Origin of the sequence: Kitasatospora sp. NPDC056327 (assembly GCF_042261735.1) — a bacterium.
Lineage (GTDB): Bacteria > Actinomycetota > Actinomycetes > Streptomycetales > Streptomycetaceae > Kitasatospora.
Genome location: NZ_JBHJRC010000027.1, coordinates 26,798 through 49,408, shown reverse-complemented (window position 1 = coordinate 49,408; position 22,611 = coordinate 26,798). Strand labels below are relative to the sequence as shown.

At 74.4% G+C, this 22,611-nt stretch carries 13 protein-coding genes and 1 pseudogene; 7 read left to right on the top strand and 7 right to left on the bottom strand.

Going from position 1 to position 22,611, the window contains the following annotated elements; genetic code table 11:
* Nucleotides 1–193: pseudogene (locus ACFCX4_RS06855) on the bottom strand (hypothetical protein); the annotation flags it as partial.
* 224 nt (nt 194–417) lie between these two features.
* Here ACFCX4_RS06855 and ACFCX4_RS06850 point away from each other — a divergent pair.
* Nucleotides 418–828, top strand: coding sequence for a DUF3592 domain-containing protein (locus ACFCX4_RS06850; RefSeq protein WP_376139498.1), 411 nt, complete (start codon nt 418–420; stop codon nt 826–828).
* A 102-nt stretch (nt 829–930) separates the two neighbouring features.
* On the opposite strand, the gene ACFCX4_RS06845 is transcribed toward ACFCX4_RS06850, so the two are convergent.
* Nucleotides 931–2,586 (bottom strand): FAD-binding dehydrogenase, encoded by a 1,656-nt coding sequence (locus ACFCX4_RS06845; RefSeq protein WP_376139496.1) that lies wholly within the window; start codon nt 2,584–2,586, stop codon nt 931–933.
* Between the two features lie 362 nt (nt 2,587–2,948).
* On the opposite strand from ACFCX4_RS06845, the gene ACFCX4_RS06840 reads away from it, so the two are divergent.
* Nucleotides 2,949–3,884: an SGNH/GDSL hydrolase family protein gene (locus ACFCX4_RS06840; protein WP_376139494.1), complete on the top strand. Its 936-nt coding sequence runs from the start codon at nt 2,949–2,951 to the stop codon at nt 3,882–3,884.
* Nucleotides 3,885–3,956: 72 nt separating this feature from the next.
* Here ACFCX4_RS06840 and ACFCX4_RS06835 read toward each other — a convergent pair whose 3' ends face one another.
* Both ACFCX4_RS06835 and ACFCX4_RS06830 read right to left on the bottom strand, forming a co-directional pair.
* Nucleotides 3,957–6,383 carry a lamin tail domain-containing protein gene (locus tag ACFCX4_RS06835; RefSeq protein ID WP_376139492.1) on the bottom strand — a complete coding sequence of 809 codons (2,427 nt, stop codon included), beginning with the start codon at nt 6,381–6,383 and terminating at the stop codon, nt 3,957–3,959.
* A 297-nt stretch (nt 6,384–6,680) separates the two neighbouring features.
* Nucleotides 6,681–7,667, bottom strand: a complete 987-nt coding sequence (locus tag ACFCX4_RS06830; RefSeq protein WP_376139490.1) for a LuxR C-terminal-related transcriptional regulator — start codon at nt 7,665–7,667, stop codon at nt 6,681–6,683.
* A gap of 344 nt (nt 7,668–8,011) precedes the next feature.
* Here ACFCX4_RS06830 and ACFCX4_RS06825 point away from each other — a divergent pair, with 344 nt between their 5' ends.
* The 3 genes from ACFCX4_RS06825 (at nt 8,012) to ACFCX4_RS06815 (ending at nt 15,017) form a co-directional block, all read left to right on the top strand.
* Nucleotides 8,012–8,215, top strand: a complete 204-nt coding sequence (locus ACFCX4_RS06825) for a hypothetical protein (protein ID WP_376139488.1) — start codon at nt 8,012–8,014, stop codon at nt 8,213–8,215.
* Nucleotides 8,216–8,222: 7 nt separating this feature from the next.
* Nucleotides 8,223–8,495 (top strand): hypothetical protein, encoded by a 273-nt coding sequence (locus ACFCX4_RS06820; RefSeq protein WP_376139486.1) that lies wholly within the window; start codon nt 8,223–8,225, stop codon nt 8,493–8,495.
* Nucleotides 8,496–8,813: 318 nt separating this feature from the next.
* Nucleotides 8,814–15,017 carry a DNRLRE domain-containing protein gene (locus ACFCX4_RS06815; RefSeq protein ID WP_376139484.1) on the top strand — a complete coding sequence of 2,068 codons (6,204 nt, stop codon included), beginning with the start codon at nt 8,814–8,816 and terminating at the stop codon, nt 15,015–15,017.
* Nucleotides 15,018–15,107: 90 nt separating this feature from the next.
* Here ACFCX4_RS06815 and ACFCX4_RS06810 read toward each other — a convergent pair whose 3' ends face one another.
* Nucleotides 15,108–16,211: a HoxN/HupN/NixA family nickel/cobalt transporter gene (locus ACFCX4_RS06810; RefSeq protein ID WP_376139482.1), complete on the bottom strand. Its 1,104-nt coding sequence runs from the start codon at nt 16,209–16,211 to the stop codon at nt 15,108–15,110.
* 250 nt (nt 16,212–16,461) lie between these two features.
* Here ACFCX4_RS06810 and ACFCX4_RS06805 point away from each other — a divergent pair, with 250 nt between their 5' ends.
* Complete coding sequence (locus ACFCX4_RS06805; RefSeq protein ID WP_376139481.1) at nt 16,462–18,411, top strand: CocE/NonD family hydrolase; 1,950 nt, start codon at nt 16,462–16,464, stop codon at nt 18,409–18,411.
* Nucleotides 18,412–18,452: 41 nt separating this feature from the next.
* On the opposite strand, the gene ACFCX4_RS06800 is transcribed toward ACFCX4_RS06805, so the two are convergent.
* Nucleotides 18,453–19,049 carry an isochorismatase family protein gene (locus tag ACFCX4_RS06800; protein WP_376139479.1) on the bottom strand — a complete coding sequence of 199 codons (597 nt, stop codon included), beginning with the start codon at nt 19,047–19,049 and terminating at the stop codon, nt 18,453–18,455.
* Between the two features lie 119 nt (nt 19,050–19,168).
* Here ACFCX4_RS06800 and ACFCX4_RS06795 point away from each other — a divergent pair, with 119 nt between their 5' ends.
* Nucleotides 19,169–20,845: a hypothetical protein gene (locus ACFCX4_RS06795; protein WP_376139477.1), complete on the top strand. Its 1,677-nt coding sequence runs from the start codon at nt 19,169–19,171 to the stop codon at nt 20,843–20,845.
* Nucleotides 20,846–20,941: 96 nt separating this feature from the next.
* Here ACFCX4_RS06795 and ACFCX4_RS06790 read toward each other — a convergent pair whose 3' ends face one another.
* Nucleotides 20,942–22,495 carry a putative Ig domain-containing protein gene (locus ACFCX4_RS06790; RefSeq protein ID WP_376139475.1) on the bottom strand — a complete coding sequence of 518 codons (1,554 nt, stop codon included), beginning with the start codon at nt 22,493–22,495 and terminating at the stop codon, nt 20,942–20,944.
* Between the last annotated feature and the right edge of the window lie 116 nt (nt 22,496–22,611).

Sequence of the window (22,611 nt, the reverse complement as noted above, 5' to 3'; positions counted from 1 at the left end):
GGGCCGGCCCGGCCCGTCGCCACCCCGGTGTGCGCGGCGACCGGCGCCGGGGCGTCGTTGACGCCGTCGCCGACCATCAGGACGCGTCGGCCGGCGGCGGTCGGCTCCTGCACGGCGGCGGCCTCCCGAGCGGCAGGAAGCCGCCCCGGACGTCGCTCGGGCCGACCTCGGCGGCCGGCCGGGCGGCGGCCCGCCGCGCAGCCTCGGCCCGGTCGTCGGCGAGCACCGCGGCAGCTCGGTCGTCCGCTCCCCCGCACGACGGCCACGTCGCCGCGCCGCTCGACCGGGCGGTCCGCCACGTGGATCACCTCCGGCTCGGCAGCACCGGTGACGGAAGCATCAACTCCTGGCCAACAGAAGGCAGTCAATCGCCCCGGCGCTGTCCGTCGGGCCGGTCGGCGGGTACGCTCCGGGCCCGTGAACCTCCTCGCCCTCGCGATCGGGACGGTCACCTGCGCGGGCTCGTACTACACGGGGTCGCGGGCCGCCATGACGTACCGGATCCGCCGCCACGGAACGCGCCTGCCCGCCGAGGTGACCGACGTCCGGCACCGCTCCACGGGCGAGGAGGGCACCGAGACCGACGTCCGGGTGCGCTTCGAGGTCGCGGACGGCCCGGCCGTCGAGGCCGTCACCTCGATCTCGCTGCGCGGCCGCGTCGGACTCGAACCGGGCGACCGGGTCGAGATCGCCTACCTGCCGCGCTACCCCACCAAGATGGTCGTCCTCGGTCACCCCGCCGCCGACGGCGTCCCGCTGCTCGCCTACATGTCGCTGCTGTTCGCCCTGATGACGGTCTTCTTCCTCTGGATCGCCCTCAACGACTGACCCCGCCCACCGGGGCCCACCGCGAAGGGGCGCCGCCCCGGTCCGGAGGCACCGGCGAACGGGCACCGCCGCACCGCCGCCCCCACCGCACCGTGACCCCCGCTACGCCGTCGCCTCGGCGGCGGCCCGGCCCGCCGCGCGGCCGGAGAAGAGACAGCCGCCGAGGAAGGTGCCCTCCAGGGAGCGGTAGCCGTGCACGCCGCCGCCGCCGAAGCCGGACGCCTCGCCCGCGGCGTAGAGGCCGTCCAGGACGGAGCCGTCCGGCCGCAGGACGCGGGCGGAGAGGTCGGTGTGCAGGCCGCCGAGCGACTTGCGGGTCAGCACGGACAGCCGGACGGCGATCAGCGGGGCGGCGTCCGGATCGAGGATGCGGTGCGGGGCCGCGGTGCGGATCAGCCGGTCGCCGAGGTAGCGCCGGGCGCCGTGGACCGCGGTCACCTGGAGGTCCTTGGCGAAGGGGTTGGCGAGCTGGCGGTCCCGGGCCTCGACGACCCGGCGCAGCTCGGCGGTGTCGATCAGCCGGGCGCGCGCCTTGGCGTTCATCGCGCGGGCGAGGTCGTGGAGGTTGCCCGCGACGACGAAGTCGGGCCCGTGGTCGAGGTGGGTGCGCACCGGGCCGGGCGCGCCGGGCAGCGCGCGGGCCAGGACGCCGCGCAGCGAGCGGCCGGTGAGGTCGGGGTTCTGTTCGGAGCCGGAGAGGGTGAACTCCTTCTCGATGATCCTCCGGTTGAGCACGAACCAGGTGTGGTCGTGCCCGGTGCCGCGGATGTGCTCCAGGGTGCCGAGGGTGTCGAATCCGGGGAACAGCGGGACGGGCAGCCGGCGGCCCCGGGCGTCGAGCCAGAGCGAGGAGGGACCGGGCAGGATGCGGATGCCGTGGCCGGCCCAGACCGGGTCCCAGTTGGCGATGCCCTCGGTGTAGTGCCACATCCGGTCGCCGTTGACCAGTGCGGCCCCGGCGTCGGCGGCGATCCCGAGCATCAGCCCGTCGACGTGCGCGGGCACGCCGGAGAGCATCCGCCCGGGCGGGGTGCCGAGCCGGGCGGGCCAGGCCTTGCGGACGAGGTCGTGGTTGCCGCCGATGCCGCCGGAGGCGACGACCACGGCCTGCGCGCGCAGCTCGAACCGGCCGGACGGCTCCCGGGAGCTGGCCTCGCCGCGGGCCGCGCCGTCCGGCACCAGCACCTCTCCCGTCACCGTGTCGACGGCGCCCGCGCTCGCCGCCAGCCCGGTGACCCGGTGGCGGAACCGCAGGTCGACCAGGCCCCGGGCGGCGGCGACGCGGACCCGCCGGACGAAGGGTTCGAGCAGGCCGGGGCCGGTCCCCCAGGTGATGTGGAAGCGGGGCACCGAGTTGCCGGGGCCGTCGGCGAGCAGTCCACCGCGCTCGGCCCAGCCGACGACGGGGAAGAAGCGGACGCCCATCGCGCGCAGCCAGGACCGCTTCTCCCCCGCGGCGAAGTCGACGTAGGCCTCGGCCCAGCGGCGCGGCCAGGCGTCCTCGGGGCGGTCGAACCCGGCGGTGCCGAGCCAGTCCTGCCAGGCGAGGGCGTGCGAGTCCCGGATCCGCATCCGGCGCTGCTCGGGCGAGTCGACCAGGAAGAGGCCGCCGAAGGACCAGTGCGCCTGGCCGCCGAAGGAGGCCGCGGGCTCCTGGTCGAGGAGGATCACCTTCCGTCCGGCGTCGGTGAGTTCGGCGGTCGCGGCGAGGCCCGCGAGTCCGGCTCCGATGACGATGACGTCGGCGTCCAGGGCCATGCGGGCAGCTCCTCCACCAGGGGTCCGGCAGTCCGGGGTGGCCCGATACTGCGGCCTGCGCCACCGCCCGTCAACCGTCCCGTCAACCGCGGGGGCCGGTGGCGAACGGCCGCGCGAATTCCGCTCCACCCCGTTTCGGAAATGCCTTCGACACCCGGTGGAGCGGAATTCCGAATTGCCCGCCGGGCCGCCGGGCGGCACTTCCGGCGAAGCGGCCCGGGATTCCTCCCGGGGGTTTTCGAAAAGGTGTGCGCGCGGCATGGACGACGGCGAAACCTGCCAGTAACTTACCTGTCAGTAGAAGCTGTGGCCCGGCTCGCACGACCCCCACCCCCACCCGTTCCCCTCCCCCAGGAGGAACCGTGCTCCGCCGTGCCCGCCGTTCCCTGCTGCTCGCGTCCACCGCGCTGGGCGCCGCCCTCGCCCTGACCGCCACCGCCACCGGCGCCCACGCCGCCCCCGCCACCGCCCCCCACCGCTACGTCGCGCTCGGCGACTCCTACGCGGCCGGCGCCGGCGTCCCGGCCCAGTCGGCCGGGCTCTGCCTGCGCTCCGACCACAACTACGGCCGGCTGGTCGCCGCCGCCCTGGGCGCCGCCGCCCACCGCGACGTCACCTGCGCCGCCGCCAAGGTCGAGTCCGTCACCCGGGCCCAGTACGACGCCTTCGTCCGGGTCAACGACCCGCAGATCGACGCGGTGACCGCCGACACCGACCTCGTCACCCTCGGGATCGGCGGCAACGACCTCGGCGACAGCGACATCGGGATCGGCGACGTGATCGCCACCTGCATCGCCGGCGCGGTGGTCAACCCGCTCGGCACCCCGTGCACCGACGTCTACCGCAACGGCCGCTGGGACTGGTCCGGCTGGTCCGGCTGGTCCTGGCAGTACGGCCGGGACGACCTCGCCGCGCGGATCGACGAGACCGCGCCGCGGCTCGCCGACACCGTGCGGAGGCTGCGCGCCAAGGCCCCGAACGCCCGGATCCTGCTGGTCGGGTACCCCTCGGTGCTGCCCTCCGACGGCGCCTCCTGCGTGCTCCGCCAGCCGATCGCCCCGCGCGACATCCCCTACCTGCACGACGTGCTGGAACGGCTGAACGGGATGCTGCGGGCCACCGCGGCGGCCACCGGCGGCACCTACGTCGACACCGCCGCGCCGACCCGCGGGCACGACGTCTGCTCGGACGACCGCTGGATCGAGGGCGCGCTGCCCGGCTCGCCGGCCGTGCCCTTCCACCCGAACGCCGCCGGCCAGCGGGCGATGGCCGGGGCCGTGCTGGACGCCCTGGGGTAGCAGCGGCGGAAAGCCCCGAGGGGGTGGTGACCGGACCCGGTCACCACCCCCTCGGCCCGGCCCGCCGCGGCCTCACGGCTTGATGCGGACCACCTGCGGGTCGTGGTCGCTCGCCTGCTGGGCGAACTCGGCGTTGATGTGCACCACGTCGTACTTGGCGTAGCCGACCTCGGGGCTGACCAGGATGTGGTCCAGCACCTGCGAGTTGCCCTGGTAGACGTAGGAGTACTGCTCCTTCTCCGGCAGCTCGTTCACCAGGTCGCGCAGCACGCCGTCCTTGGTCAGCGCGGCCAGCGCCGGCGAGAACTGGTAGTCGTTGAAGTCGCCGACCGAGACCACCCGGGCCTCCTTGTCGGCGGCCAGCAGCTTGGCGACGAAGGCCTGCTCGACCGTGGCCTGGGCGATCCGCTGGACCTCGGAGGAGCGGGTCGGGGCCTGGAAGCGGCTGTCGATGCCCTGGTCGCCGCCCTTGCTGTTGAAGTGGTTGGCGATGACGAAGACCTTCTTGCCGCGGAAGGAGAACTGACCGACCAGCGGCTTGCGGCTGTTGGCCCACGCGGCGTCGGCCGGCGCGATCCGGCCGGGCGAGGCGGTCAGCGAGGCGGCCGCGCCGGTGCCGGCCACGTCCACGGCGGTGGTGGCGGTGCCGCCGGGGATGTCGGTGAAGGAGACCCGCTGCGGGTTGAACAGGAACACCTGGCGGATGTTGCCGCCCGGCTCGCCGCCGTCCTTGCCGTTCTCCGGGTCGACCGCGCGCCAGTCGTACGCCGGGCCGCCGGCCGCCCTGATCGCGGCGGTGAACTTCGCGACGGTCTCGCTCGCGTCCACCGTGCCGTCGTTCTTGGCACCGTTGTTGTCCTGGATCTCCTCCAGGGCGACGATGTCGGGCGAGCGCAGGTGGGTGACGACGCCCGCGGCCAGCTCGGCGAACTTGGCGTCCGGGTTGGTGGCGGCCAGGTTCTCGACGTTGTAGGTGGCGATGGTGAGCTCGCGCTCACCGGCCGGGGCGGTGACCTCGCGCTGCAGGTGGTTGTCCTGGAGCGCGCCCAGCGTGCCGGCGACCAGGGTGTAGCCGCCGAACTGGTTGTAGTCCAGCGGGCCCGCGGTGGTACCGGTCAGCACGTCGCCGACGTTGGCGACCGGGAAGGGCTGCCGGGAGACCGGCGCCTGCTGCTGGACCATCAGCCGGCCGACGTTCGGCTCGGCGTAGGACTCGTAGAGCAGACCGCCGCGCTTTGACTTCTGGTCCTGCTTGTCGGCCGCGACCCACAGCTCGTTGTACTTGTCGGTGGCCTGGACGACCCGCACGTCGCGGACCTCGACCAGCATCCCCTCCAGCGACTCGTAGAAGTCGAGGGTGTACTTCTCCGGGTCCAGGGCGACGCCGTTGATCGTGCCGTCGGCGCCGGCCGCGGGGCTGTAGGTGCCCGGGATGTTGCGGGTGTCGACGACCACCGCGGCCGGCAGCGGGTTGCCGGAGGAGACCACGGTGACGGCCGGGTTGCTCAGCTGGGTCAGCGACTGCGAGCCGCCGTTGAAGTTCGGGTAGTACTCCGTCACCTTGCCGGTGACCAGCACCGCGTCGCCGACCTTGACGGTCGGGTCGGCGGAGCCGGTGTAGACGAAGACGCCCTCGCTGGTGGCCGGGTCGGCGTCCGGGTTCGGGTCCTGGATCCAGAAGCCCTTGGAGCCGTACGCCCGCACGCCGGTGACCACGCCGGGCACGCCCGCGACGGTCCTGCCGGTGCGGTCCGAGACCCGGGTGCTCCCCTGGATGTCGTGGATCCGCACGGTGCCCGGCTCGGTCGGGCCGGTCGGCGTGGAGCCCTCGGCGACCTCGCCGCGGCTGTTGGTCGGCGTCGGCGCGCCGGCCGCGAGGTCGGCGGCGTTGTCGTCGGTGTCCGGCAGGCCGCCCTTGCGGGCCACCGCGGCGGTGTTGGAGGCGCCGGGGACCGGCGAGCCCTCGCGGACGGCGGCGGTGCCGAAGCCCACGAGGTCGCGAACCCGCGGGTCGGCCGCGCAGTCGGCGGCGGTCTTGCAGGTCAGCGGGTCGGTGCCGCGCACCAGCGCGACGGTGCCGCTGGTGGCGGAGAGCGCCAGCGAGCCGGCCGCGTCCGGGGCGGGCAGCTCGACGGTGCCCGCCGCGCCGGCCGCCTCGGCCACCAGGTAGCGGCCGCCGGGGGCGACCGAGCCGGTCAGCGGGGTGACGCCCCACTGGGAGGCGGGGCCGGGGGCGGCGGATATGTACTGGACGCTCCAGCCGTCCAGGCCGAAGGCGGCGCCGCCCTTGTTGGCCAGCTCGACGAAGTCGTTCTTCAGGGTGGCGCCCGAGTTGCCGCCGCCGCCGTAGACCTCGGCGATCAGCACGTCGGCGGAGGGCGCGGCCACGGCGGCCGGCAGCGGGGCCAGCACCAGGGAGGCGGCCAGACCGGCCGGGACGATCGCGGCGCGCAGCAGGGCGCGGCGGGAGCGCGGGCGGGGAGCAGTGGGGGTGGTCACCGGAACGGGACTCCTAGCTGTGGTGAGGGTCGGTCGGCCGGGCGCACGGTGCGCACTGCCCCGCTACCCGCGTAGAAAGCCGTGCGGAAGCCTGGGAGGCCCCCCGCAGCGCCCAAAGATACGCGCGTAGAAAATGACCGGACAAGAGCCCGGAGGTGAACTTCTGCGTTCTGTGGACGCTCTGCCGCCCCGAGCCCGCGAGCACCGCCACCCCGAGCCCGCGAGCACCGCCACCCCGAGCCCGCGAGCACCCCCGCAGCCGGGCACCCCGGCACCCGGCCCGTACCGGAGCGGGCCTCAGAGCCAGCCGCGCTGGGCCGCCTTGAGCCCCGCCTCGAAGCGGCTCGCGGCCTCCAGACGCTCCATCAGCGCCGCCATCTGCCGGCGGACGGTCCGCACCGAGACGCCCAGCCGCTTGGCCGCCGCGTCGTCGGTCAGCCCGGTGGACAGCAGCCGCAGCAGCTCGCGCTCACCGGGACTCAGACCGGTGCCGGTGTCCCCGGGGCGGTCGTCGCCGAGCGGGACGGCGGTCTCCCAGGTCTGCTCGAACAGCGCGATCAGCGAGGCAACGATCCCCGGCTCCTCGGTGCACAGCGCGCCGGCCCGGGTGTTCTCCGGGTCGATCGGCACCACGGCGGTGGTCCCGTCGAAGACCAGCATCCGCGGCGGCAGCACCGGGGCGGTGCGCACCCGGCCGCCCAGCGAGGTCATCCACTGGGTGTAGGCGAAGGTCTCCGGGTCGTTGCGGACGCTGTCCTGGTAGATGGTGCGCAGGGTGACGCCGCGCCGCAGGGCGTCCTCGTCCAGCGGACGGGAGGCCGCCAGGCTGGCGGCGGACTGCGCGCCGCCGGGCATCACACCCAGGCACTCGGTGGTCAGCCGGGCGGTCAGCACCTCCAGTTTGGCCTGGATCGCGTCGAGGCCGACCAGCCGCTCGCCGCCGTCCACCAGGGTGGCCGAGCGCAGCGTGGCGTACTCCGCGACGGCGCGCGCCACGGCGGCCTTCGAGACCGCCAACTCCTGTTGGCGTCGGGCGAGTTCCTCCTCCTGACGGCGCAGCAGCAGCTCCAGCCCGCGCTCCGGGCTGACCGGCCACAGGGACCCCGGGCGCTCCCGGGAGGCGCGCAGCAGGGTCAGGTCGGCGAGCCGGTCCAGGGCGGCCCGGACGACCGCTTCGGGGAGCCGGAGGCGTTCGCAGAGTTCGGCCACCCCGCCCTCCGGGTCCGCGAGCATCTCGCGGTACACGGATTCCGCGGTGGCGTCCAGGCCCAGCAGTTCCAGCACGTCAACGACCCCTGATCGTCACAGCATCGCCCCACCCACGAATGGTTCCGGTCCGGCCGACCGGTCCACGATCCTTCCGCCGGTGATCCCGCCCCCACAAGACGCGATCCGGTCAGCCCGGCAGAACCGGACCGTCCGGTCTGTTCTTCGAACGGCTCCCGACCGGCGGCGCCACCCCCCGTCGGCGGCCCACGGTTGCAGCATGCTGCCTGGCCGGATGCTGCCCGCCGATCTCCCTCCCGCCGGGGGCCGGGCACCGGAAGTATTCGGACTGCGCGCAACGCACCATGCACCACGCACCACCCACCCCGCCCTGAACCGCCGTGCAGAGAACAGGAACCGCCGTGCCGAAGCCCGTCCGGCTGCTCGCCGTCACCGCCCTCGCGCTCACCCTCGCCACCGCCGCCGCCCCCGCGTTCGCCGCCCCGTCCACCGGCCCCGCCGTCGCCGCCGCCGTCACCGCCGCCCCCGCCGGGCCCGCGATCGGCTGGGACGCCCCGGGGATCGGCTGGGACGGGCCGGACGCCCGGATCATCGGCTGGGACTGACCGCCCGGTGTTCGCCGTCCACCTGACCCTCCTGGACCTCTCGACCTCGCCGACGGGCGAGGCCGGGGCCGCCGACGTCCAGGGCACCCTGTGGGCACGCGCCGTTCCGGGCGACGGCCTGGAACACACGCGGGCCCGCGCCGTCCCGGGCGGCATCGGCCTGGTGCTGTACGTCCGCGCACCCGACCAGGAGGCGGCCGAGCTGCGGGCGCACGCCCTGCTCGACCGGGCCCTGGCCCACGGCCCCGCGCGCCGCTACGCGGTGGCGGCGGCGCCGTAGGCCGCGGAACCTCCGCCGGCCGCCGCGCGGCCACCCGCCGCCGCCCCCGCCCCCGGCATAGTTCGCTTCCTGACCTTCCGTCCGCTTTTCGGACGGTTGCCTCCGCTCGCAAATTTGGCCGATTCATGCCCACGGCCATGACCAGTCCTTTACTGACATGCGCATGCCCAGAGGTGTTCCCCGGGCCGCGCCGGACCCGCCCGGGTCCGGCGCGGCCCCGCCTCCGGACGTCCGCTCCGCCGCGGCCCTGCCGGCGGGGCGGGCGCGCGCCGTCGTCACCCCTCATCACCCCTCATCCGAAGACCGTCGAGGAGTTCCATGTCCCACCCGACCGGCACACCGCCCCGGCCCCGCGCCGGCGGCACCGTGCCAGCCGCCCCTGCACCGCGCCGCCGCAACGGCGTGCTGCGCAACACCGCGGTCGCACTCGCCGTGGTGCTCGCCGCCGACGCCGCCGCCGTCATCATGACGACCGGTCAGGCCGTCGCCGTCACCCCGCAGGCCCCGGCCCCCGCGCCCGGCAGGGCGCTCGGAGCCGCGGAGGCCAAGGACATCGCCACCGCCCACCTCAGGGCCCGGCTGGAGAACCGCCGGATCGAGGTGACGGACGAACGCACCGAGTCCACCACCACCTGGATCAACCCGGACGGCACCACCACCCTGGACATGGCCACCGGCCCGGTCCGCTACAAGGACAAGGACGGCCGGCTCCAGCCGATCGACGTGACCCTGGCCCCGCAGGCCGACGGCTCCGTCAAGGCCAAGGGCCACCCGCTCGGCCTCACCCTGGCCGGTGCCACGGCCCCGCCCGCCGCGTCGAAGTTCAAGGCGGCCGGCGCACCGGCCGGGGACCAGCAGGCCCCGGCGGTCCCCCTGGTCTCGCTCGACAACGGCGACGGCACCAGCATGTCGCTCTCCTGGCGCGGCACCCTGCCGGCCCCCGTCGTCGACGGCACCAAGGCCCGGTACCGGGACGCCCTCACCGCGACCGACCTGGTCATCGAGTCCACCCGGACCGGCTTCGAGCAGTTCCTCGAACTCCGGGACCGCTCCGCGGTCGCCGCCAACGGCACCGTCACGATGACCCTGGACGCGGCGGGCCTGCGGGCCCGCCACAACGCGGACAACTCGGTCTCCTTCCTCGACCCGGGGACCGGCGAGGAGAAGGGTCAGCTGCCCGCCCCGGTGATGTGGGACTCGCAGGTCGACGAGCGCAGCGGCGAGCACACCCGCACCGCGCCGGTCGGCCTGAAGGTCACCCAGAACGGCAACGCCGTCGACCTCACGCTCACCCCGGACGCCGCGTTCCTCAACGACCCGGCGACCAGGTACCCGGTCACCGTCGACCCCGCGGTCAACATCGGCGTCGGCTTCGACACCTTCGTCCAGCAGGGCTACGCCACCGACGTCTCCTCGCAGGCCGAGCTGAAGCTGGGCAACAACGGCTCCGGCCAGGTCGCCCGCTCCTTCCTGCAGTTCCCGATGTCGAAGATCAGCGGGAAGCAGATCACCAGCGGCAAGCTCAACCTGTGGAACTTCCACAGCTGGTCCTGCACGGCGAAGAGCTGGGAGGTCTGGGACACCGGATCGGCCGGCACCGCCACCCGCTGGACGGCGCAGCCCGGCTGGAACAGGAAGTGGGCCACCTCCACGGCGACCAAGGGCTACTCCGGCTCCTGCAACGACGGCTGGGTCAACCAGGACATCACCGCCCTGGTCAAGGCCTGGGCGGCGAACGGCAACGCCAACAACACCCTGGGCATCCGGGCCACCGACGAGAGCGACCCGTACGGCTGGAAGAAGTTCAACTCCGGCAACGCGTCCGCCAACACGCCCTACCTGTCGGTGACCTACAACACCCCGCCGGCCGTCTCCACCCTGCTGAGCCCGGCCGCCGGCGCCGTCACCGGTGACGCCACCCCGGCGTTCTCCGCCAAGGCGACCGACCCCGACGGCGGCAACGTCGTGCTGGACTTCGAGGTCTGGGCCGCCAACGGCACCGCCGCCCTGCAGACCGGCCACAGCGCCTGGGCGGCCTCCGGCTCGACCTTCACCTGGACGCCGTCCACCGCGCTGGCGCCCGGCGCCTACAAGTGGCGCTCCCGCTCCGGCGACGGCACCGTCAACAGCGCCTGGTCCGCCTTCCGCACCTTCACCGTCGACACCGTCGCCCCGGGCACCACCGCCATCGCCTCCGGCGACTTCCCGGCCGGCCAGTGGGCGGGCACCCCGGACGCGAGCGGCAACTACGGCGGGAACTTCACCTTCACCCCGCCCGGCAGCGACGTGAAGGACGTCCAGTACAGGCTGGACGGCGGCGCCTGGGTCACCGCGCCGACCACCGGGGCTCCGGTCACCGCGAGGCTCTCCTTCAAGGCGGGCGCCCACACCGTCACGGCGCACAGCCGGGACGCCGCGGGCAACGTCTCCGCCGACCGCACGTACACCTTCTACGCGGGCAAGGGCTCCGCCCTGGTCGCCCCCGGCGCGGGCGAGCGCCCGGCCCGCCGCACCTCGCTGCAGGCCGAGGGCAACAGCACCTACACCGGCGTGCGCTACCAGTACCGCCGCGGCGAGACGGACGCCTGGAAGGACGTCCCGGTCGCGGACGTCCGCACCACCGGCGGCTCGCCGGTGACCGCCTGGCCGTTCGCCGCCCCGGGCGGCAAGCCGGCCCCGCTGGCCTGGAACATCACCGACACCCTCGCCGAGAACGGCCCCGTGGACGTCCGCGCGGTCTTCACCGACGGCACCGCCACCGACGCCACCGAGCCGAACACCGTCACCGTGGACCGCAACGCCGGCACCTCGCCGGAGACCGCGGTCGGCCCCGGCCGGGTGAACACCCTCACCGGTGACCTCACCCTCTCCGCCTCCGACGCCGAGGGCTTCGGCCTGAGCGCCGAGCGCTCCTTCTCCTCCCGCCGGCCGGCCAACGGCTCGGCCCAGGAGGGCCAGGCCGCGATCTTCGGCCCGCAGTGGAGCGCCGGCACCACCGCCGAGGGCGCCGACACCGCGTACACCCACGTCCGCCGGACCTCCCCGACCTCCGTCTCGGTGGTCACCTCCGACGGCGGGGAGACCGGCTTCACCGCCACCGGCGCCGGCGGCTGGAAGCCCGAGCCCGGTGCCGAGGACCTCACCCTGACCGGCTCCTTCACCGGCGCCTTCACCCTGAAGGACACCTCGGGCACCACCGTCTCCTTCGGCAAGGTCGACCCGGCCGCGACCACCTGGCAGGCCACCGCCACCTCGCTGCCCAGCCAGAACTCGACCACCTCGGTCGTCTCCGAGAAGGTCGTCTCCGGCGGGAAGACCCTCGCCCGGCCCAGGCTGGTCGTCGCCCCGCTGTCGGCGACCGCCTCCGCCGACTGCGCCACCGTGCCGGCCACGGCCGGCTGCCGGGTGCTGGAGTACGTCTACGCCGACGCCACCACCGCGACCGCGTCCGCACTGGGCGACGTCGCCGGCCAGGTGCGGCAGATCCGCCTCTGGTCCACCGAGCCCGGTGCCGCGGCGGCCACCCCGGTCGTCATGTCGCAGTACGCCTACGACGACCAGGGACGGCTGCGCGAGGTCTGGGACCCGCGGATCAGCCCGGCGCTGAAGACCGCGTACGCCTACGACGCGGCCGGCCGGGTCACCACCGTGACCGAGCCCGGTGAGCTGCCGTGGACCCTGGAGTACGGCAGGGCGGGCAACGCCGCCACCGCCGGCGAGGGCATGCTGCTCGCCGCCTCCCGGCCCACCCTCAAGCAGGGCACCAAGGACGTCACCGACGGCACCGCGACCACCTCGGTGGTCTACGACGTCCCGCTGAGCGGCGCCAACGCGCCGTACCCGCTGGCACCGTCCGACGTCGCGGCCTGGGGCCAGACCGACGCCCCGACCGACGCCACCGCGGTGCTGCCGCCCGACGCCGTCCCGGCCGGCCACGACGGCAGGGCGCTCGGCACCGCCGCCTACGCCCGCGCCTCGCTGACCTACACCAACGCCTCCGGGCGCGAGGTCAACACCGCCACCCCCGGCGGCGGCATCACCACCACCGAGTACGACGCCTTCGGCAGCGTGGTGCGGACCCTGTCCGCGGAGAACCGCATCCTGTCCCTGGCCACCACCGGCGCCGACCTCGCCAAGCTGCGGGCCCTCGGCATCGCCGGCCGCTCCACCGCCGACCGCGCCCAGGTGCTCTCCGAGATCTCGGTCCACTCGGCCGACGGCAAGCGGCTCACCGACCAGTACGACCCGCTGCGGCTGGTCACCCTGGAGCACGACCTGGCCGCCTCCGGCACCTCCCCGGCGCTCACCGCCGGCACCGAGGTCGCGGCCCGCACCCACACCGTGACCGGCTACGACGAGGGCCGCCCGGCCGGGGCCGCGGTCAGCGACCAGGTCACCTCGGTGACCGTCGGCGCCCGGATCGACGGCTACGCCTCCGACGCCGACCAGCGCACCACCGCCACCGAGTACGACTGGGCCCAGGGCCTGGCCACCCGGACCGTCCAGGACCCGGCGGGCCTGCGGATCACCACCGCCACCGGCTACGACGCCGGCGGCCGGGTGACCTCCCAGAGCCGCCCGAACTCCGACGGCTCCGACGCCGGCACCACCGTGACCACGTACTACGCGGCCACCGGCACCGGCCCCTGCTCCGGCCGCCCCGAGTGGGCCGGTCTGGTCTGCTCCACCGCGCCGGCCGCCCAGGTCGCCGGCGGCGGTGCCAACCCGTCGCAGCTGCCCACCAAGACGTTCCAGTACGACCGTCTGGGCGTCACCACCCTGGTCACCGAGACCGCCAACGGCGTCACCCGCACCACCGGCCGCACCCACGACGCCGCCGGCCGCCCCGTGAAGGTCACCGTCACCGGGGGCACCGGGACCGCCGTCCCGGAGACCGTGCACGGCTACGACCCGGCCACCGGCCTGCCGTCCACCGTCACGAACGGCTCGACGACCGTCACCCAGCAGTACGACAGGCTCGGCCGCCCGGTCTCCTACGACGACGGCACCGGCAACGTCACCACCACCGAGTACGACCGGCTCGACCGGGTGGTGAAGCGCACCGACTCGGCGCCGTCGACCACCACCTACGGCTACGACACCGCCAAGGACCCGCGCGGCCTGCCCACCTCGCTGACCGACTCGGTGGCCGGCACCTTCAACGCCACCTACGACGTCGAGGGCCGCCTGCTCACCCAGACCCTGCCCGGCGGCAACGTCCTCACCAACACCTACGACAGCCGGGGCATCCAGACCGGCAAGACCTACACCGACCAGGCGGGCAACGTCCTGCTGGCCGACACCGCCGACTACACCGTCCACGGCCAGCAGGCCGGCCGGACCCAGACCGACGGCAACAGCACCGCGGGCTCCTTCGCCTACGACGCCGCCGGCCGCCTCACCAGGGCCGCCGAGAGCACCGGCCTGGCCTGCGCCACCCGGTCCTACGCCTTCGACCGGAGCAGCAACCGGACCGGCCGCACCGGTGTCACCGACGACTGCGACCCGGCCACCGCCGACGCCGTCACCACCTCCGAGACCCACGCCTACGACACCGCCGACCGCCTCGTCGGCACCGGCTACTCCTACGACGCCTACGGCCGCACCACCACCCTGCCCAAGGGCACCCGGCTGGGCTACTTCGCCAACGACCTGGTCCGCGACGAGACCCTCGGCGACACCCGCCGCACCTGGGACCTCGACGCCGCCGGCCGGCTCGGCAGGGCCACCACGGAGACCAGGGGCACCGACGGCACCTGGGCGGTCACCGCGCTGACCACCAGCCACTACGACGGCTCCGGGGACAACCCCAGCTGGTCCAAGGACGCGGCGGGCCGGGTCGTCCGCAACGTCCGTGACCTCACCGGTCTGCTCACGGCCGCCACCGGCGCCGACGGCGGCGCGGTCCTCCAGCTGACCAACCTGCACGGCGACGTGTCCGTCCAGATGTCCCCGGACGGCACCCAGGACCTCGCGGTCTACCACTACGACGAGTACGGCAACGTCACCGACGCGCCCGGCACCGCCGCGTACGGCTGGCACGGCGGGCAGCTCCGCTCCGCCGACACGCTCAGCGGCCTGGTCCTGATGGGCGTGCGGCTCTACGACCCGACCACCGGCCGGTTCCTCCAGACCGACCCGCTGCTGGAGGGCTCGCCCAACCAGTACGGCTACCCGGTCGACCCGATCTCCATGGAGGACCTGACCGGCCTGGCCTGGTACAAGAAGTGGACCGCCTACCTGAGCAAGGCCGGCGCCGCGCGGCTGGCCAAGCAGCTGAAGACCGCCAGCACCGTCAGCAAGCTGGTCGGCCTGATCGTCGGTCTCTTCCCGCACATCGCCGCGAAGATCATCGGCGGCATCCTGAAGGGCTTCGGCTGGCTCCTGAAGAGCTGGAGCAAGGGGATCGAGCAGGCGAACAACCGCCGCGGCAGCCGTGGTGTGAGCATCACGGTCGGTCTCTGGCGCAGCCGGTTCTTCGGAGTGCCGTACGGCAAGTCGGAGCTCCGCACCCGCTACTGACCCCGCCCGCGGAGGACAGCGGCACAGCGAGCGGGCCGGCCGGCCCGGGGAACCGTCCCCGGGCCGGCCGGCCCGCTTTCCGCACTCCGGCTACTCGCTCTTCTCGGCGGCCGCGGCGGTCAGCCCGGCCGACCACTTCTCCTCGACGTTGCCGAACTTCCAGTAGGCGATCGCCGCCGCCCAGGTCAGCACGAACAGGCCGACGATCGCGTAGCCGACGAGGTCCAGGTTCAGCTCCCCGATCCAGGCGACCGGCCCGCTGGTGATGTCGAGCTTCTCGCCGAGCAGCCCGATCAGCTCGATCGAGCCGATGACCAGGGCGACCAGCACCGACAGGCCGGTGACGGTCAGGTTGTAGTAGATCTTCCGCACCGGCTTGGAGAACGCCCAGTCGTAGGCGAAGTTCATGAACGAGCCGTCGATGGTGTCCAGCAGGCTCATGCCGGCGGCGAACAGGACCGGCAGCACCAGCAGCGCGTACCACGGCAGCTGGAAGGCCGCCGCGCCGCCGGCCAGCACCAGGAGCGACACCTCGGTGGCGGTGTCGAAGCCCAGGCCGAACAGCAGGCCCACCGGGTACATGTGCCAGGGCTTGGTGACCGCCTTGGTCACCCGGCCGAGGATGCGGTTCATGAAACCGCGCTTCTCCAGCTGCGCCTCCAGCTCGGCCTCGTCGAACTCGCCCTCGCGCATCCGGCGGAACACCTTGAGGATGCCGTTGAACGCGCCGAGGTTGATCAGGCCGAGCACCAGCAGGAAGGTGCCGGAGACGGTGACGCCGATCAGACCGGTCGTCTCGTGCAGGGTGGAGTCCTCCGACTCGACCTGGCCGGCCAGCGAGCGGATGCCGAAGGCGAGCAGCGCGCAGAGGCCGAAGACGATCGACGAGTGCCCGAGCGAGAACCAGAAGCCGACCGAGAGCGGGCGCTTGCCCTGGCCCATCAGCTTGCGGGTGGTGTTGTCGATGGCGGCGATGTGGTCCGCGTCGAAGGCGTGCCGCATGCCCAGGGTGTACGCGGTGAGGCCCATGCCGGCGCCGAAGATCTGGCCTCCGACGTCGTAGTGCTCGGGCACGACGAGCGCGAGCAGGGTGAACCAGCCGATCACGTGCAGCGCGAGGATGAAGCCGCCCATGCCTGCCAGGCGGATCCACTCCTCTCGGGTGAGCCTGTCGCGCCAGCGGGAGCCGGTCATCGGGGGTCCTCTCTTGGAGCCGTCGGGGGGGCTGCCGGTGGTTCTTCGATGGTTCGCCGGTGGTTCTCGGTGCTCCGGAGGGGTCTTTCGGCCCTTGGAGCTGGGCCATCTTTCCTTCTCGTCGCAATTAGTTGCAAGTCATGCGCAATTACGACTGGGTCACCGGGTGGCGGACGAACGGAAGGAGGAAGGGCGACGCCCCGGCGTCCCGCTCGCCGGGCGCGCGTCCGCTTCCTCCCCTACTGTCGGAATGATCCGCACCGACCGGGACCCGATGGGAGCGGCCATGCCCTCGTACCCCTACCGCACCACCCGCGAGGACCTGCGCGTCCCCCTCCCCGACGGCACCGAACTCCACGCCCGGCTCTGGCGCCCGGCGACCGACGAACCCGTCCCGGTCGTCCTGGAGTACTCCACCGGCCGGCTCACCGACTGGACCGCCAGCGACGACGCCCGCCGTCACCCCTGGTTCGCCGGCCACGGCCACGCCGCCGTCCGGGTCGACGCCCGCGGCCACGGCAACTCCGGCGGCCTGCCGTCCGCCGCCGGGGCCGGCCTCGTGGCAGACGGCGCCGAGGTCGCCCGGTGGCTGGCCGCCCGGCCCTGGTGCAACGGCCGGATCGGCCTGCTCGGCACCGGCACCGCCGGGGACACCGCCCTGCGCCTGGCCGCCCTCGCCCCGGACACCGTCCGCGCCGCGGTCGTCGCCTGCCCGGACGGCCCGCACCGCCTCGGCGGCGCCGTCCTCGCCGCCGACGGCCACACCCGTGCCACCGCCCACCTCGCCGACGCCGCCCGTCCGCCGGACCCGCAGTACGCCGGCGACGACTGGCGGGCGATGTGGCTGTCCCGGCTCGACGCCCTCGAACCACCGCTCGCCGGCTGGCTCGCCGCCGCACCGGACCCGGTCGAGAACGCCGCCGTCCCCACCCTCGCCGTCGCCGGCTGGTCCGACCCGTCCGCCTCCGCCCTCCTCGCCCTCGCCGCCGGGGCCTCCGGCTCCTCCGGCGGCGAGGGCTCCGGCGGTACCGGCTCCGGCGGTTCGGGCGTCCCCGTCCGCGCCGTCCTCGGCCCCTGGCCGCACGGCCTGCCCGACGAGATCCTCCCCGAGGTCCTGCGCTGGTACGACCACTGGCTGCGCGACCTCGACACCGGCGCCCTCGCCACCCCCGCCCTGCGCGCCTGGCGCACCACCCACTGGGCGGGCGACGACCCCTGGCCCCAGCCCGGGGTCCGCCCCGTCCACCACGGCCTCGACGGACCGCTGCGCACCGCCGGCACCGCCTCCGGGGACCGCTGGGTGCACGTCCGCTCCCCCCAGCACACCGGCCTCGACGCCGGCGCGCCCGTCCCGCTCGGCCGCCCCGCCGACCAGCCGCCCGACCAGCGCGAGGAGGACGGCCGCTCGGTCTGCTTCGACTCCCGTCCGCTGCCCGAGGCCCTGGACCTCCTCGGCGTCCCGTCCCTGACCCTGCGCCTGCACCCGGCCGCCGGCCCCTGCCTGATCGCCGCCCGCCTGTGCGACGTCGCCCCCGACGGCACCTCCACCCTGCTCACCCGCGGCGTCCGGGCACTGGCCGCCACCGACCCGGCCGTCGACCTCACCCTCGACCTCGCCGCCACCGGCGCCACCCTCCCGCCCGGCCACCGGCTCCGGCTCGCCCTGGCCTCCACCTACTGGCCGTGGATCTGGCCCGACCCCGAACCCACCGGGTTCGCGCTCGACCCCTCGCACTCCGCCCTCACCCTGCCGGTCCGCGCGCCGGCCCCCGGCATCGACACGATCGGCTTCCGCTCCCCCGTCCTCCCGCTACCGCCCCCGCTGCACGTCACCGAGCCGCTCACCGCGCGCCCCGAACGCGTGACGGTCCACGACATCGGCCGCCGCGAGTGGCGCACCGAGCTCTCCCCGTCCACCGACGGCACCCGCACCCACTCCGACGGCCTGGTCCGCGCCGAACAGACCGTCACCGCCTACCGCGTCCTCACCGCCACCCCCCTCAGCGCCCAGGCCCGGACCGACCGCACCGTCCGCCTCGAACGCCCCGCCATCGGCTGGGACATCACCGTCCACACCCGCACCGAACTCCGCTGCGACCCCACCCACCTGCTCGCCCGCACCAAACTCAGGGCGGAGGAGGCCGGCAACGTCGTCTTCAGCAAGGAGTGGCACCACCGCATCCCCCGTGACTCCGCCTGACCCCCTTCACCCCCGCCCGGCGCGTCCCCGCCCGAAGGCAGTCATGATCCCCTCCCCCACCCGGCCCCGGGATCCCGCCGGCCCTGTCCGGTCACCGCGCCGGTGGTGAAGTCCACGGCCTCGGCCGGGAGCACCTGGACGGTGCGGCCGGCGTAGAGGATGGTCGCGAAGACCGCGTTGTGGTGGACGATCGCCTGTTCCGCGGTGGGCAGGGGGCTGTCGGCGGGGCGTGCGGGGGTGGTGTGGCCGTCGGCGACGAGGACGAGGTCGTAGCCGTGGGAGAGCGCGCTCCGGCCGGTCGAGTCGACGCAGTACTCGGTGGCGAACCCCGCCACGGCCACCCGCCGGACGCCGCGTTCGCGCAGTGCCGCGTCGAGCGGCGTGTCCAGGAAGGCGTCCGCGCTGTCCTTGTCCAGCACGGCGTCACCCGGCTGCGGCGCCACCGCCGGGTGGACGTCCAGCAGTTCGGCCGCCACCCCGGGGATCTCGACCCGCTGCCGCAGGTAGAACACCGGTGCGCCGGCCGCCCGGGCGCGCGCGGCGAGTCCGGCGACGCGGGCGAGGCAGCCTTCGGCGTCGTGGGCCCCGACCAGCAGGGCGCTCTGCAGATCGACGATGAGCAGCGCAGTGTCCGGCATGCCCGCACACTACCCCCGGAGGACCGCCTCCGGACGTCGCCACGGGCCGGTTCCTCCCCGCTCCTCCGGGAGGCCGCCCCGGCGGCCCGGCAACCGCCCTGACGTGGGAGGATCGCCCGATGATCCCCCCGGAGACCGACCGTCCGACGCCCGAGCGGCCGCTGCACGTCCACCAGGTCCTCGGCGGCGGGCCGTTCGCCGAGATCGGGAAGCCCAAGGTGGCCGTGCGCGACGAGGCACGGGGGCTGGTCGCCCTCGGCGGCAGCGTCGGCCGGCTGTCCTGGGGCGGACGCTCCGTCCCCGACTGGGCGGGGCACCGCGTCGGCGTCTACGGCCTCGGCGACCTCCGCTGCCACCACGTCGTCCGCAGCGACTGGCCGGTGCTCGACCTCGCCCTCCACCCGCACCTCCCGCTGCTCGCCGTCGGCACCGGCTCCTACGACGGCGGCTACTTCTACGAGGGCGAACTCCTCCTCGTCGACCTGGAGCACGGCACCACCGTCTCCGCCCTGGCGGACCGCCGGGAGGTGCGGCGGGTGGGCTGGAGCACCGACGGCCGCGCGCTGGAACTGGTCGTCGCCCCGCCCGACGAGGAGGCCGACAAGGCTCCCGACACCCACGGCTCCGCCGCCGTCGTCCGGCACGACGACTGGCGCGGCCTCCCCCCGCGCAGCATCTCCTTCCGCCGGCTCAAGGGCCCGCGCGTGAGGGCCCCGCGCCGCGCCGGCGGCGCCAAGCGGGCCGCCCGGGACATGGTCGCCGCACTCGCCGCCGCCCACGGCACGTCGTGGGCGCCGCGGCGGCAGGTGTGGGCGGTGGAGGCGTTGGACGACGGCCGGGTGCTGGCGGCGCTCGAAGGGGTGAAGCTGGAGTGCCGGCTGCCCTCGGGCGAGCCGCAGTGGTCGGTCGCCGACCCCGACGGCGCGCGCGAACTCCATGTCGCCGCCGACCAGGAGTCGGCCTGGGTCAACGTGCCCCGCCCGGCCCGTTGGGCCCCCGGCATCGGCTGGGCGGACCTGCCGGGCGACGTCGAACGGCTCTCCCTCGCGGACGGCAGCACCCTCGGCTCCGTCGGGGCCGTGTTCCCCGCCGCCCTCACCGCCGCCCTCGACGGCCGGCTCGCGCTCCGCGACACCCGCGACGACCGGCCGGACGCCGCGACGGTGGTGCTCGACCAGGAGGGGCGGCGCTCTCCCGGGCCGGCGCTCGGCGCCTACGACTGCTACAGCACCCACTTCGCGGTCCGGCGCAGCCCCGAACTGCTCTTCCTCCAGGGCAGGAGGAAGAAGTACTGGAAGGACAAGTGGGTCGTCGCCGTCGACCCGCCGGCGGCCGCCGGGGGCGAGCCGACGGTCCGCCGGCTGTTCCCGCTCGCGTGGGACGCCGTGCGGTCCGGGCACCTTTCCACCGGCCCGGCCGTCCGGCTCACGGGCGACGGCGACACGGCCGGCGCGCTGATCCACACCGGCACGATCCACCACCCGCACGGGCGCCGGCCCGACGACGTCTTCGTCGCCCGCCGCCGCTTCCCCGACGGCCTGGTGCAGTGGGTGTTCACGGCCGACGCCCCCGTGACCGCCGTCGACACAGACGGCGAGACCGTCTTCGCCGCCCTCACCTCGGGCGAGGTCGTCGCCCTCGACGCGGCCGACGGCGGCGTCCGCCGGCGCACCCGGCTCACGGTCGGCGGCGCCCCGACCGTGGCCCTCTCCCTGACCGCCCCCGCCCCCGGCCGGCTCGTCATCGGCACGGTGGACGGCCGCGTGCTCCTCTGCCGGGTGCCCCCGGTGCGCTGATCCGGCCGGGCTCCCGCCCTCGTCCGGGAAGCGGCACCGCACAGGAAGTCGGCCTCACCGACTTCCTGTGCGGCTGCCCGTCGCGCCGAGAGTGGGTCAGCTCGTGGCGATCGAGGTGTCGTCGATCACGAAGCTGGTCTGCAGCGAGGCGTCCTCGGTGCCGGTGAACTTGACGGTCACCGTCTGGCCCGCGTAGGCCGACAGGTCGAAGGTCCGCAGCTGGTAGCCGGCGGCCGCGTCGGCGTTGGAGTAGGTCTTCAGCGTGGTGCCGTTGACCTGCACGGTCAGCTTGTCGTACACCGTCGAGCCGGACTCGCCCGAATCGATGTGCAGGTAGAAGCTCAGGGTCGCCCTGCAGCCGGACGGGACGGAGACCGTCTGCGACAGCGTGTCCGTGCGGGCCGAGCCGTAGCCGTTCAGCCACGCCTTCCACGAACCGCCGTGCGCCGCCTGCGACGCCGAGTTGTCCACCACACCGCTGGACGTGGCCCACGGCGCGGCCGAGCCCGTCTCGAAGCCGGCGTTGCCGAGCAGCTGCGCCGGCGTGCAGGTGCCCCCACCGCCGCCGGTGACCGTCCAGGTGAAGCTCGCGGTCCCGGTCCTGTTGGCCGAGTCCTTGGCGGTCACGGTCACGTTGTACGTGCCCGCCGTGGTCGCGGTGCCGGTGACCGCGCCGGTGGAGGCGTTGATCGACAGACCGGCCGGCAGGCCGGTGGCCGAGTAGGTGTACGGCGTCGAGCCGCCGCTCGCCTGGATCTGGAGGTTCGCCGAACCGCCCACCGCCGTCGACTGGCTGCCCGGGTTGGCGACCGAGACGGTGCCGCTGCCCGCGGGCTTCGTCAGCAGGCAGCCGCTGACGTTGAGGTCGATGACGCGCCCGTTGCCCAGGCAGGTGGTGAACCAGTAGGTCTCCTGGCCGTAGCTCTGGCCCTTGGTCGCGGTGGTGGTGCCGTCGGCCGCCACCTCGCAGGGGTTGTTGAGCGTGCACATCTGGCCGTCGTCGTTGCCGGTGTTGTTGATGCCGACGACCTTCTTCGTGGCGGCGTCGACGATCGGCGAACCCGAGGTGCCGTGCGTGGTGTTGCAGCCGGAGCTGTAGCGGATGGAGTCGCGCCAGGTCCAGGCGTCCTCGCGCAGGGTGCCGACGAACCCGTTGATCGAGCAGTTCCAGGTCTGCTTCCAGTACGAGGACGGTATGAACATCGACGAGCCGTCGACCGGGTGGGTGTCGCTGATGGTCAGCGCGGTCGCGCCGAACTTGGAGCCGATCGAGCCGAAGGTGTCGGTGAGCTGGTACAGCGCGACGTCCGTGCCGGTCATCGTCGCATAGAGGATCCGGTCGGCCTGCACGGTGCCGAGGGAGCCGCCCGAGGCGTTGAGCAGGGTGCCGCTGCGGCTGGCGGACTGGTTCTGGATGACCTGGCCGGCGGTCGGCATGGTCGGCAGGCAGTGCCCGTTGGTGAGCATGAGGGCCCGGTCGGCGTCGACGGAGGAGGGGTACCGCACCAGCGCGGCGGAGCAGTTGCTCAGCGCGATGGTGGACGTCAGGTCACCGGCCTGCACCGCCTGCGCGGGGGCGGCCGCCACCGAGGTCAGGACCCCGGCGACGACTGCGCTCGCGGCGGACGCGGCGGCAAGTCTCTTGAACATGGCTCTCCTTGTGGGGGATGCGGGGCGTCCGACCGGTTGCGGACGCCCGCGCCGCACGAAAGTGCCATGCCCATTTCAATTGGTCAACAGTGCGGGCAGAAGTCGCCCCGGGCGCG

Coding starts and splice junctions, on each gene's coding strand:
- ACFCX4_RS06815 (WP_376139484.1), top strand. CDS start 8,814: ATGTCCCACCCGACCGGCACACCGCCCCGGCCCCGCGCCGGCGGCACC.
- ACFCX4_RS06800 (WP_376139479.1), bottom strand. CDS start 19,049: ATGCCGGACACTGCGCTGCTCATCGTCGATCTGCAGAGCGCCCTGCTG.
- ACFCX4_RS06795 (WP_376139477.1), top strand. CDS start 19,169: ATGATCCCCCCGGAGACCGACCGTCCGACGCCCGAGCGGCCGCTGCAC.
- ACFCX4_RS06790 (WP_376139475.1), bottom strand. CDS start 22,495: ATGTTCAAGAGACTTGCCGCCGCGTCCGCCGCGAGCGCAGTCGTCGCC.
- ACFCX4_RS06810 (WP_376139482.1), bottom strand. CDS start 16,211: ATGACCGGCTCCCGCTGGCGCGACAGGCTCACCCGAGAGGAGTGGATC.
- ACFCX4_RS06805 (WP_376139481.1), top strand. CDS start 16,462: ATGATCCGCACCGACCGGGACCCGATGGGAGCGGCCATGCCCTCGTAC.
- ACFCX4_RS06845 (WP_376139496.1), bottom strand. CDS start 2,586: ATGGCCCTGGACGCCGACGTCATCGTCATCGGAGCCGGACTCGCGGGC.